Origin of the sequence: Flavobacterium chungbukense (assembly GCF_020805785.1) — a bacterium.
GTDB lineage: Bacteria > Bacteroidota > Bacteroidia > Flavobacteriales > Flavobacteriaceae > Flavobacterium > Flavobacterium chungbukense.
Map to the genome: position 1 here is coordinate 12,537 of NZ_JAJGZV010000014.1, position 16,984 is coordinate 29,520.

At 34.8% G+C, this 16,984-nt stretch carries 9 protein-coding genes; all 9 read right to left on the reverse strand.

All coding sequences use genetic code 11. From position 1 onward, the window contains the following. Positions 1-76: 76 nt before the first annotated feature. Positions 77-1,984 (reverse strand): sialate O-acetylesterase, encoded by a 1,908-nt coding sequence (locus LL966_RS22485; RefSeq protein WP_229356430.1) that lies wholly within the window; start codon positions 1,982-1,984, stop codon positions 77-79. A gap of 165 nt (positions 1,985-2,149) precedes the next feature. Beyond that, positions 2,150-3,772: a GH35 family beta-galactosidase gene (locus LL966_RS22490; protein ID WP_229356431.1), complete on the reverse strand. Its 1,623-nt coding sequence runs from the start codon at positions 3,770-3,772 to the stop codon at positions 2,150-2,152. Between the two features lie 94 nt (positions 3,773-3,866). Next, on the reverse strand, positions 3,867-6,074 hold the full coding sequence (locus tag LL966_RS22495) for an endo-1,4-beta-xylanase (protein ID WP_229356432.1): 2,208 nt from the start codon (positions 6,072-6,074) through the stop codon (positions 3,867-3,869). A 12-nt stretch (positions 6,075-6,086) separates the two neighbouring features. Then, positions 6,087-7,457: a glycan-binding surface protein gene (locus LL966_RS22500; protein ID WP_229356433.1), complete on the reverse strand. Its 1,371-nt coding sequence runs from the start codon at positions 7,455-7,457 to the stop codon at positions 6,087-6,089. Positions 7,458-7,488: 31 nt separating this feature from the next. Beyond that, on the reverse strand, positions 7,489-9,120 hold the full coding sequence (locus tag LL966_RS22505; protein WP_229356435.1) for a RagB/SusD family nutrient uptake outer membrane protein: 1,632 nt from the start codon (positions 9,118-9,120) through the stop codon (positions 7,489-7,491). Positions 9,121-9,130: 10 nt separating this feature from the next. Next, positions 9,131-12,298 carry a SusC/RagA family TonB-linked outer membrane protein gene (locus LL966_RS22510; protein WP_229356437.1) on the reverse strand — a complete coding sequence of 1,056 codons (3,168 nt, stop codon included), beginning with the start codon at positions 12,296-12,298 and terminating at the stop codon, positions 9,131-9,133. 575 nt (positions 12,299-12,873) lie between these two features. Next, positions 12,874-13,530 carry a fructose-6-phosphate aldolase gene (gene fsa / locus LL966_RS22515; protein ID WP_229356439.1) on the reverse strand — a complete coding sequence of 219 codons (657 nt, stop codon included), beginning with the start codon at positions 13,528-13,530 and terminating at the stop codon, positions 12,874-12,876. Positions 13,531-14,167: 637 nt separating this feature from the next. After that, a complete protein-coding gene (gene xylA, locus LL966_RS22520; protein WP_229356441.1) occupies positions 14,168-15,493 on the reverse strand; it encodes a xylose isomerase in 1,326 nt (441 codons plus the stop codon). A gap of 9 nt (positions 15,494-15,502) precedes the next feature. Next, positions 15,503-16,984 (reverse strand): xylulokinase, encoded by a 1,482-nt coding sequence (locus tag LL966_RS22525; RefSeq protein WP_229356442.1) that lies wholly within the window; start codon positions 16,982-16,984, stop codon positions 15,503-15,505.

Below are 16,984 nucleotides of genomic sequence, written 5' to 3' on the forward strand. Positions count from 1 at the left end.
GTGCGTCTAATACAATGTTTGTCGATATACTAGATGTAGACGCACTGCGGTGCGTCTCTACAGAAAATCTTTGTAACTACTTCAATTCTGCCTCAAAAGGCGAAGCAGGCAAATTTTCTTTATTATACAAATTAGCAACATCAGGATTGTCTGCCCAAGCGTAACGCACTTTTACTGGATTTTGAACTTCATTATTCCAAACAATAATTTTATTGCCTTCAATAATTGCTTTCGCCCAGACAAATTTTCCATCTGAACCCGCAACTGCAAAACCGTTTAAAATATTTCCTCCTTTGCTTATTAATCCAGTTCCAATTTCATTAAAACTCAAAATAAGCTGATCTTCTTTCTTTTCCATTGATTTAAAAATTGGGCCAGAAGCGATTATTTTTTTCTCGCCATAAACCAATTTTCTTGCCTGAAGAGCCAGTCTTTTTCCAACATCATATTTGTTTAAAGGATGAATATCATTCCATTCGCCCAAATCTATTGTAACTGCCAATCCTGTATTTTCAACTTTTAATAAATTGGATTGCTGTTGTCTCAAAGCCGCCCAACTGCTTTCTACAGGCTCCGATTTTGGATCCAAATAATTAGTTAGCTGCACGATTAAAAATGGTAATTTTTCTTGATTGAATTGCCTACGCCATGTGTCAATTAGAATTTCCATTAAAGAAAAATATTCTGATGGCTTTTTCGTATTTGATTCGCCTTGATACCATAAAACTCCTTTTAACGGATAATTTTTTAAAGGTGCAATCATGGCGTTATAAAGTCCAACGGGTTTCCATCTTACAAAAGTCTGTCCTGGAAGCGGATCCATTTTTGAACCTAATTTATAATTCCAATTTCCTTTTAAATCGATTGTTTTACTGCCAATAATTAACTCATAAGGTTTATCGGTTACTAAACCGCCTCTTCCAGAATTGTTAATGACGCGAACAGTAATTTCGTTTTTTCCTTCTTTTAAAAAACTAGCATTGAAAGAATAAATTCTCGGCGGATATTGATATGAAGTTGTTCCCACAAAATTTCCGTTTACAAAAACAGAATCGGCATCTACAATTCGTCCTAAAATTAATTTTGCTTGATTTTCTTTTACTTTTTCTAAAACAAACTCTTTTTTAAACCAAACTGAACCGTTTACATTTCCAAGTTCTCCATCAGCCCAATAACCTGGAATATTCATTGTTTTCCAATCTGAAATATCGGTTGTGTTTTTCCATTTATTTTGTAAACCCAAATCGGTTTGATTTACTAATTTATACCAATCTGAACTTACTTTACGATCATTTTCATCGATTTGTTTTTCGAGTTTCCCGTCTTTAAATTTCAAATATTCCTGATAATAGTCTGGAAACTTTTTAATTCCCTCTTCGTTAATCCAAGATTCAGCTGGAGATCCACCTAAAGCGCTATTAATTAATCCGATTGGAATTTTATACTTTTCATAAATTTCTGCAGCAAAAAAATAACCAACGCCCGTAAATTGCAAAACGCTGTTTGGATTTGCTGAAACCCATTCGCCAGACGAAAAATCATTTCTTTCTTTTTCAAAATAATATTCATCTGGCACTATAAATTGCCTAATATTTGAATTTTCAGATTTCGCAATTACTTCTTTGTATTTGTCTTTCAATCTATCCATCGGAAGTTCCATGTTAGATTGTCCAGAACACAGCCAAACGTCACCGAAAAGAATATTTTTCAGCACAATTGTATTGGTTGCTTTTATAGTCATTTCATAAGGTCCGCCCGCTTTTTGTGACGGAATCTGAATCGACCATTTCCCATCTTCTGATGTTGTTGTATTGTATTTTTTTCCTTTAAAATCAAGTTCTATACTTTCGTTTGGTGACGCCCAACCCCAAATATTGACTTTGGTATCGCGCTGCAAAATCATTCCGTCGCTTATTAATCTCGGCAATTTTATTTGCGCACTGACGCTAAAGGTTATTAGAAATGCTAGTATTATTTCTTTCATTGCAATTTATTTTTTTGCCACGTTTTTTTTCGCCACGAATTTCACAAATTAACACTAATTCATATTTTGTCTATAATATTACAATCTCACGAATTTTTTAATTTATGAAATTAATGACAACTGCAAAAAAATTAGTGCCAATTCGTGAAATTCGTGGCGAAAAAACTACTCGTAACTATATAATTTTATTTTTTGGATTTCGTAATCGCCAACAGAAATTCTCAAATGTCTACCTTGGTGCGTTTGATCTCCGTTAAAATGTCTTATTGTTTTAAAAACTTCATTTTCAAATCTACCTTGATCGGTTTTTAAAATTCCAGCATTTAAATTTTCTTTTAAAGTTTTAAAAGTCACCACAATTCCAGAACCTGCAATATAAAATTCATTTTTAGCAATTTCAATAATAATCGCGCTCGACATTGGCCAAACCTCAGCTTTTGCTCCATCCGACCAATTTAAAGTATAATCATGTTTGAAAGTGAATTCGTAATCTCCCATTTTAATGATTTGAGTATTATTTTCTTTATCTAAAAGAACGCCGTCAATTTTTCCTTGTCCTTTTTGAGCTTCAATAGTTGGTGTTAATTGCTTTACTAAATCGTAAATTTTTCCGAGCGGTTCTTTTTTGGCATCGACAATCGATTCGATAGAAAATGGCGAAAAACCAATTGCTTCATAATGACCAATTGCATACAAACCTTTAAATGGCGCGGTTTCATCAAAACGATGTTCGGGAATAAATAATGGATCGCCTTGACGCGTGAACAAATCATTCCATTGTTTGAATGACGGGTTGTAAAAATCTGGTGCTAAAAAATCTATAGTATTTCCAGCGGCTTTCCAAACATCCATAAGATGCGGCAACGGACCTGCGCTAGGATATTGTCCAGGTTTTTTTTCTGGTGCATTTAATGCTGCATTTACAAACATCGGAATTGGATAAATATCTTTTCCTGCTTTTGCGACTATATTGGTGAATTTTGAAAAATACCAAGCCATGAAAATTTCGTCTGTATGAAGTCCTTTTCCGAAAATTTCTTCCCAGTTTCCTGAAGTTTTAAATCCGTTTTTCTTCCAGATTTCTAAAAATTCAGGAACCAATTTTTCTTTATTTTTTTGAACATATTGCAACAATTCTTTTGGAACTTCTTTTTTAAAAGCTTCATTTGCTAACGGATGATAATCTCGTGCAGTTGGCAGCATTCCGATTTCATTTTCAACTTGAATCATAATAACCGTTTGCTCTTTTTGATCAAATTCTTTAATATGACTCATCAATTTTTTGAAAGCATTCAAATCGGCTTGAAGGTTATTTTCGCTGAAAGGCGTTACAATTTCATGACTTTTATTTTTATCGTCTTTTACTCTCGGATATTTTTTCTGGTTTAATTTTACCCAAGCCGGTGCATGACTGGACATACTATTTTTCCAAGATCCAAACCAAAGAAAAATCAATTTTAAATTTTCTTTTCTCGCACGAAGAATCAAATCGTCTACTAATTGAAAGTCAAATTTTCCTTCTTCAGGTTCTATCAATTCCCAATAAATTGGCGTTAATACGGTATTGAGATTCATATCAACCAATTTTTGCCAAATGGCTTCCATGCTTTCCATACTTGTTGCTGATGAATTTCCTAATTCGCCGCCGCATATCAAAAATGGTTTTTGGTTTACAATTAGTTGTGTTTTATTTCCCTTTTTTTGAAGATAAGGTATGTTTTGAGAAAACCCAAAATGCATTAAAAATAAAGCTGTTAGAAGAAAACTTTTTTTGAGATTATGAAACATACTTTTTGTTTTAATAGTAAAAATAAACAAAGGAGCTTTGTCAAAATTTAGAACTTTGACAAAGCTTTTTTGCTACTCAACAGATTTTAATTTATTAAGGTTTTACTAACTCTCCCGAAAATCCTAAACTTACATCTTTTCCAGCAAGTCCGTCTGCTGTACCTTTGTATGCATGTTTACGAACATAGTTTGCGTCCCAAAGATTTGGAGATTCATTCGGAAGCCAGTATTCATGTTCTTTTGCATTATCAGAAACACCCCAAATTGTAATTCCATACTGTTGCGGAACAGGAATGTATTTTTTGTACATATCGATTACGTATTGATACATTTCTGCTTGCGAAGCTTGTTGTGCTACTGTTGGCGTTGCAGTTCCTAATCTAATATCTAACTCAGAGATTTTAATTAATTTTCCTGAGGCCGCCAGTTTTTGGAACATTTGAACAATTTTGTCTTTATCTGTTGTTAGACCAATGTGCATTTGCGTTCCAATTCCGTCAACAGTTGCTCCTTTACTCTCTATATATTTCACATATTCGATTATTCCGTCGCATTTGTCTAATCTCGACTCTAAATTGTAATCATTGATGAACAGTTTATCTGTTGCATTTCCGTATTGACGAGCTAATTTGAAAGCTGTAACTGCGTAATCTTTTCCTAAGTATTTTACCCAAGAGAAATAATCTGTAGCGGTATCGCCTTCAGTTCCGTTTCTTAAAGTTCCGTCTTCCTTCATTGGTTCATTTACAACATCCCAAGCAAAAACTCCAGTTTTGTAATGTGTCATCATTTTAGAAATCCAATCGGTCATTGCATCACCGATAATTTTGGTTTTCTCAGCATCTGTTTTTTCAATTGTAATTGGTGCTGTTGGTCCTCCGCCAGATGATGTTCCGTCGGTTACTAAAACATTGTCGATATAATATGTTCCAGCAGCTCCTCCTAAATCGAAACCAAAACCAGTTTCTCCACCTTTTGCTGTAATTTTCCATTCTACTTGTTTCCAAGTAGTCGTTGTAGTTTGATCTCCTTGATAACTTGCCACAGTTCCTGGTGTAGTTGAACATCTTACAGAACCATTAGCTTCAGAACGAATCATATACGAAATGGTATAACTTTTTCCTGCTACTAAAGCAGAAGTAAAAGTAGTCTGAATTTGAGTTCTCCATTGTTCTGTTGCAGTACTTGTAGCGTTTACCACTTTCATTGACCCGGTTCCTTCGTAAACATTTGCAGCTCCAGTTCCTGCGCTTAAAGCATCTGCAGCACCATTTGCTCTACTCCATCCTGTTATTCCTGAATTAAATGTTCCGTTAGAAACTAAATTAACTGGTCCTGTTGCAGCATCAAGATCTACAACAGCTAAGGTATTTGCATCAATTAAATAGGTTACGTTTGGAAGATATCCTAGATCTAAATTAAACTGAAACGTTGTACTTCCCGTTTTAAAATCGCCGGGAGCCAATTTAATTTTAACTTGCTGCCAAGAAGAAGTTGTTGTAAAAGCTTCAGTTCCAGTTCCAGTATTCATCCAATCTTTGTATGGATATTGACTGTTTAATGAGGCATTGAATGAAATACGTCCTTTACCTGCAACATCCGATTTGATATAGAATGAAACTTCATAATTATGTCCTGTCACAATTGGCACATTTGGCGAAGTTAACTGAAGATTGTAAGCTGCTGAAGAAGTAGCACTAGAAGCCAACTGAATTGCCGAAGAAGTACTTGTTAATCCTGAATTGGCGACAGTTGTAATTCCTTTTCCTGGGTTGTTTCTTGCCCAACCTGTAAATGTTCCGCTTTTAATAGGCGTTAAATCTAAAACATTTGTTCCACTGGAACCTGGAATTACAGTTGGTGCAATTATTCCGTTTAAATAACTTGCATTTTGATTGGAATGCCAGATTAAAGTGTGTCCGAAAACTTTTAGTCCAGCGCTTTTTGTCGCTGCGATAAAAGCGTCTACATTGGTAAAATTAATTTCTCCTTTAGCATTTACCATTGCTCCGTGTTTCATTTCGTAACCTGGTGTAACCTCATCAAAATTTTCGTTTACAATTTTTCTATAAGCAGCATCGCTCATATACAAACTGATTCCGATTCCGTTTCCTAAAGAAAAATCAGAATATACTTTTAATGGCTCATAACGGCTGATTTTTTCTACTAAAGCTAATGGAAGCTCTGCTCCTGTTATTTCTCCATGTTCTGGGTCTTTTCCCCACTCCATCAAATTATCATCGCATGATGACAAAATCATTAATGATGTAGCAATTATTGGTATGATATATTTGTATTTCATTTTGTGGCTATGTTAGTTAAAATCGTTGTAAACTGGCGTATCTAATGGTACAATTCTCCAGTTGTCTGTATACACTTTTACAGAAGTTGCTTTTGAAGGGAATTCTACTGCGCTTTCTGTTCCTAGAACGTCTTTCATTTTTACATCGGCATTTTCAAACCAAATTCCAAAATTTTGATACGTTGCTGCTTCACGATAAGCCAAAACAGTTTCGAAAGTAGCTGCTTCTTTAGACCACTGATAAAATTTATTTAACGGAATGGTTACAGTTATCCATCCTGTAGTCTGAAAAGCGACTGATTTTCCATCAACTAGCCACGGAATATAATTGTAAACTCCTCCTGCCCATGTACCTGCATTAAAATTATTGACTGTACATATTTTTAAGTAACCAGAATCTTTCCACGCATCTGGCACATAGATATCAAACTGAAACGCTACTTTATCAAGAGGTGTATTAGCTGGAATAAAAGGAGTTAATTGTGTTCTCCAGTTATCTACCCCTGTTCCAGCTGTCCAAGCTTCTGTTGCTCTTCCAGTTGCTGGGGCGATAGAAGCAAGTCGTGCAGGACGATGTGGTACATATTTACCATGTGAAGCATTTCCTGTACCAACTGCCGCTGATTCAAGATCTGCTGGTGCAATCATGCCCGGAATTGTAGCAGTACTCCAAGATCCTTGAGTTCCTCTTCCATCAAAATCTAAAATAATTCCTCTTTTGCAGTTAAAATATGCTGGAGAATAAACACCTCCGTTTGAAGTTTGAACAAATAATGAACCTCCATTATCTGAAACGCCATTTGGAACTGTAACTATAAAGAATTCGCCATCTTCATCAGAGGTAATTCCTGTTGTTACTTCAACATTTCCTGGAAAAACTACTTTACTGACTTCTGTTAAGCCACTTCCTGACACGGTAATCGTTTCGCCTGGATTTGGCATTGTATTCGAAATGTTTGAAATAGCAGGTTTTCCTGAACGAATTTCAAATTTAAATGTGGTTTCGCTATTGTCATTTACAAAGCGAATTGTATTTCTAACTGATGGATCTGCTTCTAAAATTGGAGTATCAGCTGAAACGCTTACCAACATCGAATTATTAGATACAAAAACGACATTAAAATAGGTCGAATATCCGTTGATGTATACTTTCTTTAAACCTGTAAATCCTGAGCCCTCAATACGCAATAGCTGTCCTAAACGGGCAAAAGTAACTTCTCTATCAGGTACAGTCGAATTTACATCTTCTAAAAATACCTTTGTAATCGTAATTGTTCCTCCTTCTGAATCGTTGTTATCGCAAGAAGTAAACAACATACCGAAAACCATCATGCTTAGTAATGCAATTGGTGCCCAATACTTTTTATTTAAAATATATTTCATATTTATGTCTTTTAGTTTTTTATTTATGAAACTAGAATAAGTCTTTTATTTTCTCTTCTGTAAACTGATACGGAACAGGATTTTCTCTTAATAATGGATTCTGAACTAATTCAGATTCAGGGTAAGGAAGAAGGAAAATTGTCGCATCGATAACTCCAATTGCATGCGGACTACTACTTCTTGCCGGGTCTATAGAAACAGTATTAGTAGCAGCATCATAAAGAATAGGTTGAATTACTCCTCTGTTTTGTCCCGTTACATAGTTAATTACTTCCTGCTGTTTGTAATAAGCTCTTCGTACCAAATCATACCAATATTGCCCTTCCATAGCCAATTCTACTCTTCTTTCATGTATAATATCTGCATAAGTTAAAGATGTTTTTGGAGTAAGACCTGCACGTGTACGCAATTTGTTTATGCCCTCTAAAGCTAAAGCATCTGAAGTGGAAGTATTGTTTCCTAAAGCGGCTTCTGCATAATTTAAATAAACTTCAGCCAAGCGTAGCATATTGGTATTCAAGGCAGAATTCATACGGGTAATTTTTGAATTGTCTTTTGTAGATCCTACAACTCCTTTTTTTACGTTTACAAATTCTTTACTATGATTAACCGTATACCCACCATTTGACTTATTAATTTCTGGATAAAAATCATCATCAGCCATCCATGTCGCTCTTCGGCGAAGATCTTTTGATTCGTATTCTTTTAAAACATCATACGACGCTCTTGTCCAATATCCCCAAGCTGCATCATCTCCAGTAATATCAGAACCTAATGCAAAATAAGCTTGTTGTGTATTATTTACTCCAAAATCTCCATTTGGAACCCATTGCAGTGCAAACATCGATTCTGGGTTGTTGTTATTGTCAATCATAAATAAATCTTCATAATTAGCCATCAAACTGTATGGTCCAGAAGACATTACTTTTTCTGCCGCTTTTTTTGCTAAATCAAGATATTGCTGATTTCTAGTTCCGCTGTTTGGATTGTCGCTGATTCCTGAAAATGATAAATAAACACGAGACAACATTCCGAATGCGCTGTATCTTGTTAAACGCCCAGCTTGTCCAGCAGATTCTGGAAGATATTTAGCTGCAAATTCTAAGTCACGGATAGAAAATTCGTAAACGTCTTTTAGCGGATTTTTATTCACAATCGGATTTTTAACCAATTCTCTCGGATCTGTCGAGATAATTACGTCTCCCCATAATGAAGCCAAATACCAATAGGCAGTTCCTCTCATAAAACGAGCTTCGGCAATGTATTTGTTTTTAACTGCGTCACTTAACGAACTACCAGAAATTCCGATAATAACGTTATTCGATTGCTGTACAACATTATACAATGATCCCCAAGCCGAAACTAAAGGTCCTGTTAATCCTGTTTCTGTTAAATCGGTAAAAGGATAAACGTAATCTGAGAAAGGCGCATACATATTTGCCGCTCGGCCGTCTCCCAAACCGTAATAAAATTTATCATTAAAATCGAACCAAACTTTATTGTATAATGGTCCTGTTGCAGCCTGAAAATCAGATTCTGTTTTATAAAAATTTTCTTTTGTAATGACATCATTTGGTTCAACCTCTAAAATATCGCTGCAACTCGTCCAAACAAATGGCAATGCAATAATTAGAGCCGTGTAAAATATTTTCTTTGTTTTCATTGTGCGTTTTTTAGAAATTAACAGTTAATCCAAGTGTAGTTACCATAGGCGAAGGATAACGTCCGTTATCAATACCATTTAAAAGCTGGTTTTGATTGATTGCTCCAACCTCTGGATCGTATCCTTTATATTTTGTAAAAGTCAAAACATTTTGCATATTTGAGTATACTTTAATGTTTGAGATTCCGTATTTAGAATATAAATCTTTAGGAAGATTGTATCCAATTGAAATATTTTTAAGTCTAACGAAAGATCCATCTTCTACAAATCTGTTGCTCAAACGATAGTTAGAAGCAGATGATGCTGATGAAGCTCCAATTCTTGGCATATAAGGATCTCCACCTACAATTTGAACGTTACGATAATCGTTTGGCCCGTTCGGATCGATTAATTCTAATTGCGCATATCCTAAAGCCGATTTCAATAAATTGGTGTTTTCACGAGGATTTTCTAACCAGCGTCTTTGGTAGTTTAAAACATCATTTCCGTAAGATCCAGTAAACATAATCGATACATCAAAACCTTTGAATGAAAAATTATTAGTAAACCCAAAAGTAAAATCTGGATTAGGATCTCCGATATATCCAGCATCTTTTTCGTTGATTACACCATCTTTATTTACATCTTCAAACATATAATCTCCAATCCAAACGCCGTTTTCTCCAATTACCATTCCTTCTGGCAATGCAGTTGGTTTTACGGTTCCTGTTGCATCTTTATAATAGAAATCTGTTGCTTTTTCAAAACGTCCAATTACTTTATAACCATAAAATTGTCCTAATGTCTGTCCTACAGCACTACGTGTAACAACTGTTACATCTGAACCTTGCTGTAAAGTCTGATCATAAACTCCTGAATCTGAGTTTAATTTCAAGACTTTAAATCTATTCATAGAGATATTGAAGTTTGTTTTCCAAAGAAAATCTTTTCTCTCCATGTTGATTGTATTGACAGAAAACTCAAAACCTTTATTTTCAAGAGAACCAATATTTGCATAAGGTGGAGCTGTAGATCCTTGTCCTGTTGTACCGACATAGGCAGGAAGTGATAATCTTAATAATAAATCGTCTGTTTTCTTGTAATACACATCTGTTGTAATTTCGATTCTATTATTGAAAAAACCAAAATCTAAACCGATATTGGTTTGGTTCGATTTTTCCCATCTCAAATCTGGATTTGCCGTATTGGTTGCAATCTGACCGCTTCCCCAATTCGTTGCAGACGTTCCGTAAACAGAAGTATATGCATTGTTTGGCACACTTGAATTTCCTGTAATACCCCATCCTGCACGTAATTTCAGATTATTAATAACTTGATTGTCTTTTAAAAATCCTTCGTTTGAGATTTTCCAAGCTAAAGAAGCAGATGGAAACCAATCCCATTTATTTCCATCAGCAAATTGAGAAGATCCATCTCTTCTGATTGTTCCCGTTAAAAAATATCTATCATTAAATGAATAAGTTAATCTTCCAAGATAAGAACTAAGAGAATTTGTAGAACTTGCATTTGAATTTCTAGCTGTTGTAGGATCTCCTGCATTTAAATCTGTTGCTCCATTTGTTAAATAACCTGAACGGTAGCCATAAAGGTTTTCCCAATTTCTTTCTTGAAGTTCTTGAGTAAACATTGCATTCACATTATGTTTTCCAAATACTTTATTATAAGTAAGTGTATTTGTCCAGATCCAGTTTTCGCTAGTAGATTTTGTTCTTGATCCTTCTCTAACTTCATTTGATAAAGCTCCAAAAGTATAAGATGGATTAAAAGTATATCGGTTTCCAAAACCTAAATCTAAAGAGTATTGCGTTCTAAGTTTTAAGTCTTTTGTAAAACTAATTTCTGCGTAAGCATTTCCTCTAAAACCATAATCTTTTCCATAATTATCTTTCAACATTGCAATTCCTAACGGATTGGTTTGAACGAATTCTGTTGTATCTGGTCCATCAAAAGATCCGTCTGCATTTCTTGCTGCTACGTTTGGAGTTTGCTTCAAAGCGATTAAAATTACCGAATCATCGGTAACTGTAGTAACTTGGTTGGTTTTAGACAAATTCATGTTTACTCCAACTTTAAGCCATTTCTTTATCTGAGAATCAATTACGCCTCTAAGCGTCAGACGATCAAAAGAAGATCCAATCACAGTTCCTTCCTGATCAAAATAAGACATTCCTAATGCATAAGTTGTAGTATCTGATCCTCCAGAAGCAGATAAATTGTAGTTTTGAATTAAACCAACTTGAAATAATTCGTCTTGCCAATTTGTTCCTTCTCCTAATAATTCGGGTCTAATAAAAGTATTATCACGCTGTACAATTCCTAAATCTGCACGAGTGTTTTTTAGCGTTCCATATTCTCTAAGATTTAAAACTTGCAATTGTTTTGGCATTTGCTGCCAACCTACATAACTGTCAAAATTTAAAGTTAAATCCCCTTTTTTACCTGTTTTGGTTGTCACGATAATTACCCCGTTTGCAGCTCTAGAACCATAAATTGCAGTTGCCGAAGCGTCTTTCAAAATATCGATGGAAGCAATATCATTTGGGTTAATTCCTGCAAGCGGATTTATATTTATTGAACCCGAATTACCATCTATAATTACACCATCAATTACATAAATTGGTTCGTTTGAACCTGTAATAGAACTGATACCACGAATACGCACAGAAGAACTTCCTCCAGGAGTACCAGTATTTTGCTGTATTTGAACACCCGCGGCTCTACCTTGCAAAACCTGATCTATAGTAGTAGCAACAGATTGTGTAACAGCCGAACTAGATATAGAAGAAATAGCTCCTGTTAAATCTGCTCTTTTTGCCGTTCCGTATCCGATAACAACAACCTCTTTTAAGTCATTTAGATTTTCTTCTAATAAAGCATCAATTTTAGTTTTATTATTTACTGCAATTTCATACGGCTTGTATCCGATAAAGCTAAAAACTAAAGTACTATTGGCAGGAATAGCAGTTAGCGTATAAGTTCCGTCAAAATTGGAGACTGTACTTGTTTTGGTTCCTTTAACGATAATATTTACACCTGGTATTGGTCCGCTACTATCAGATACAGTACCCGAAACAGTAATTTGCGCATTTACCGCAGCAGAAAACACCAGCATGAGAATTAAGAATCCTAAATTCTTAAAGTATTTAGATCTGCTTTTAGTAATTAAAAAGTTAGTCATAAATAATTGGTTTAATTAGTTAATAGTATGGTTTAGTTAGTTTCTTGTTTATAGAGTTATTTGTCATTTTTATTTAACACAAATTCAAACGACTAGCACCCTTATTGTCAAAACAAATATATGTAAAAAACAACAACACACAATCGGTTGCGTTAATTTTTTTTGTCAATTTCAAAAAAACATCATTCAAAAAAAACATTTTAAACATTTTAAATCAAAAAATATTGAATAATCATCATAAAGAACATTCTCTTCAGCGAAAACGTTAGAGATAATAAATTGTTTGCCTCAAATTCTTAAAAAAAACATAAAAAGTTAAAATTTCTAATTTTTTAAAAATTCACTAAAACGTTATCGTAAAATAACAAAGCAGCGACAAATGCAATTTTATCCTCATCCCTTGTAAAATAAAGAAGAAAGGCACTTATCTTCTAAAAATCAAGCAACTAAACACTAAACAATATATTTCTTACAAAGTAGGTAAAGAAACAATCGGTTGCTTTTAATTCAAAAAAAATCCCCTCAAAATTGCTTGAGGGGATTTGAAATTATTCTTAAAAAAAAGAATTCTAAAACTATAAATTCATCTTTTTAGCATCTTCAACAAATTGCTTTAAGCCAATATCAGTTAAAGGATGTTTTAGCAAACCTTTTATTGCAGAAAGAGGTCCTGTCATAACATCTGATCCAACTTTGGCACAATTTACAATATGCATGGTATGTCTTACCGAAGCCGAAAGTATCTGTGTTTGATAATTGTAATTATCATAGATTTGTCTAATCTCTTCAATAAGATGCATTCCATCAGTAGAAACATCGTCTAGACGTCCTAAAAATGGAGAAACGTAAGTCGCTCCAGCTTTCGCCGCCAGTAAAGCTTGTCCGGCAGAAAATACTAAGGTTACATTGGTACGGATCCCTTTTGAAGAAAAATATTTACAGGCTTTTATACCATCGCCAATCATTGGTAATTTAACCACGATTTGAGGATGCAGAGCCGCTAATTCTTCTCCTTCTCTGATCATTCCATCAAAATCAGTTGAGATTACTTCGGCAGAAACGTCGCCTTCCACGATATTGCAAATATTTAAGTAATGTTTCAGGATATTTTCTTTTCCTGTAATGCCTTCTTTGGCCATTAAAGACGGATTGGTGGTTACGCCGTCTAAAACTCCTAAAGATTGTGCTTCTTCAATATCCTGAAGATTGGCTGTGTCAATAAAAAATTTCATGAGTTTTTTGGTTTTTTGGTTGGTTATAATCTAGTTTCAATTGTGTTTAACGTGAAGTATAATCGTAAGTTTGTCATTTCGACGAAGGAGACTCGAGCGATAGCGAACAGGCAAAGCAAATCTCCACAAGTAGCTCCTCACTGAGAATCAATCTTTGTCGAGTTTCTTACGGAGATTTGCTTTGCCTGTTCGCTATCGCTCGAGTCTCCTTCGTCGAAATGACAAAACTGTACGTTTTTTTCTTTGTGTAGATAAATTTAGTAGAGATGTACTGCAGTGCGTCTAAGTTTTAGCGAGTGAAAAATGTGCATTTCGATTGATTCTGCTCTTCAAAAAACCTTCAATAAAAAATACTCACTATTATTTTATCAAACTGACTTTTTCTTCGTTTTAATTTTCAAAAAATAGTAACTAAACCTTCAATCTATTTTTCTTAAATCTTAATGCAAAAAATGCCATAATCCTGATGCACATTTTCGAAGTTTCTATCTAAAAAATATTTTTAAATATTTTTAACGCTTTATGGCTATCACATTTAAAAATTTAAATTTTCTTAGATTTTTGTCTCACTAAGTTTTATATGAAACCTAACATTCCCGATGCATCGGGACTGTTAGGTTTGCTAGAAATTTACCAATTAAATATATTGGTTAATGATGTTTTCAAACAATTCTTGTTTACCGCTTTGAAGATTTAATTCTCCAGTTTCGTGAGCGATAGTATAAAGATCTTTCAATCCTAATTTTCCATCAGCGAAATCTTTACCTTTTCCTGAATCAAATGAACTGTATCTTTCTGTTCTTAATTTTTCGTAAGGAGAAGAAGTGATGATTTTGTCAGCCGTCAATAAAGCTCTAGCAAAAGTATCTGCACCGCCAATGTGCGCTAAGAAAACATCTTCTAAATCTGTAGAGTTTCTTCTGATTTTAGCATCAAAGTTAACTCCACCGCCTTGTAATCCACCAGCTTTTAAGAAAACTAACATTGCTTCAGTCGTCTCTTGAATGTTATTTGGGAACTGGTCTGTATCCCATCCGTTTTGGTAATCTCCTCTGTTTGCATCGATACTTCCTAACATTCCTGCTTTTGCTGCTACTTCTAATTCGTGTTGGAAAGTATGCTGTGCCAATGTAGCGTGATTTACTTCGATATTGATTTTGAAATCTTTGTCTAAACCGTATTGTTTTAAGAATCCAATTGCTGTAGCCGAGTCAAAATCATATTGGTGTTTTGATGGCTCCATTGGTTTTGGCTCGATAAAGAAAGTTCCTTTAAAACCTTGTGCTCTTGCGTAGTCTCTAGACATTGCTAAGAATTGTGCCATGTGGTCTAATTCTCTTCCCATATCTGTGTTTAATAAAGACATATAACCTTCTCTACCGCCCCAGAATACATAGTTTTCTCCGCATAAAGCGATTGTTGCGTCAAGCGCTAATTTTACTTGTCCTCCAGCTCTTGCTACTACATTAAAATCAGGATTTGTAGCTGCTCCGTTCATGAATCTTGGATTTGAGAAACAGTTTGAAGTTCCCCAAAGCAATTTAATTCCAGAATCTGCTTTTTTCTGTTTTAAATAATCTGTAATAAAAGCCAAACGCTTTTCTGATTCTGCGAAAGTTGCTCCTTCAGCAATCAAATCGTAATCGTGGAAACAGAAATAATCAAATCCCATTTTGCTGATAAATTCAAAAGCTGCATCTGCCTTATCTTTTGCAGCTTGATACGGATCTGAAGACTGATCCCAAGCAAAATTTTGAGTTCCTGGTCCGAATGGATCACTACCTTGTCCACAGAATGTATGCCAATATGCGATAGCAAATTTAAAGTGCTCACGCATTGTTTTTCCAGCTACAACTTGGTCTGGATTGTAATATTTAAATGCCAATGGATTATCAGATTCTTTTCCTTCAAATTTAATTTGGCCAATACCTTTGTAGTATTCTTTATCTCCTAAAACTATCATTTGATTTTTTTATTTATTTGTTAATATTAATTCTAATTCTTGTTTCCATTTTTTATATGCCGCTTCGTATTCCTCTTTATTTTTTAGAGGCAAAAAGGTCATTACGTGATCGTTTGTTGTGATTCCTGAACCAAATTTTTCAAAGTCGCCATCTGTCAAGCCTACTGCTCTTGCCGCTCCTACTGCTCCGGTTGTATTGTAAATTTCTATTTCATGTCCTATTAATGTTGCAACTGTATTAGAGAAAATTTCGGAACGGAATAAATTATCATTTCCTGCTCTAATTACATTAATAGTTGCATTATCATCTTTCAGGCATTCCATTCCGTAAACAAAAGAAAATGCAATTGCTTCCAAAGATGCTCTGAATAAATGCGCTTTGGTATGAATATTAAAATTCAGGTTTAAAATATGAGATCCAATGTTTTTATTATTGAACATTCTCTCAGCGCCATTTCCAAACGGAATGACAACCAATCCTTGTGAACCTACATTTATCTGAGATGCTTTTTCATTCATTTCTTCATAAGATTCATTTCCGATATTGTTTCGCATCCATCGGTATTGAATTCCTGCTCCGTTTATATTCAGTAATTTTCCAACTCTCGGATTTGATTCAGCATAATTCACATGAACGAAATTGTTTACACGAGTGCTTTTTCCTGAATTGGTTTCTGTCACAGCATAGAAAACGCCTGACGTACCACCTGTTGCAGCCACTTCTCCCGGACGAAGCACATTTAATGACAGCGCATTATTTGGCTGATCTCCTGCTCTATACACAATCGGAATTCCTGCTGGAAGACCTGATTCTGCAGAAGCTTTTTCAGTAACAACACCTTGATTCGTGAAATTCTCTACAATTTTTGGAGTTAATGCTGTATCAATTCCATAATATTCTAAAAGCCAGTCGGCTACTTTATTTTCTTTATAATCCCAAAGCATTCCTTCAGACAAACCATTTTTAGTTGTCGTTACTTCGCCTGTCAATTTCAAAGCAATGTAATCTCCCGGAAGCATGTATTTAGCAATTTTATTGTAAACTGCTGGTTCGTTTTCTTTTACCCATTTTAGTTTCGAGGCCGTAAAATTTCCAGGTGAATTCAATAAATGTTCCATACATTTTTGTTCTCCAATTTCGGCGAAAGCGGTATTCCCAATTTCAACCGCGCGGCTGTCGCACCAGATAATCGAATTTCGTAACGGAGCATTATCTTTGTCAACAATCACCAATCCGTGCATTTGGTACGAAATACCAATTCCTTGAATTTTTGATGCATCAATATTAGCTTCTTTAATGGCCCTTTTCGTTGCCGTACAAATGTACTGCCACCAGATTTCAGGATCCTGCTCTGCCCAGTCTGGGTGAATCGAAAGGATTTCCATTTCGTTCTGCGGTTCATTCAAAACGATTACTTTTTTACCCGTTTCTGCTTCTACCAAGGCTGCCTTGACAGAAGAACTTCCAATATCATATCCGATATAATACAT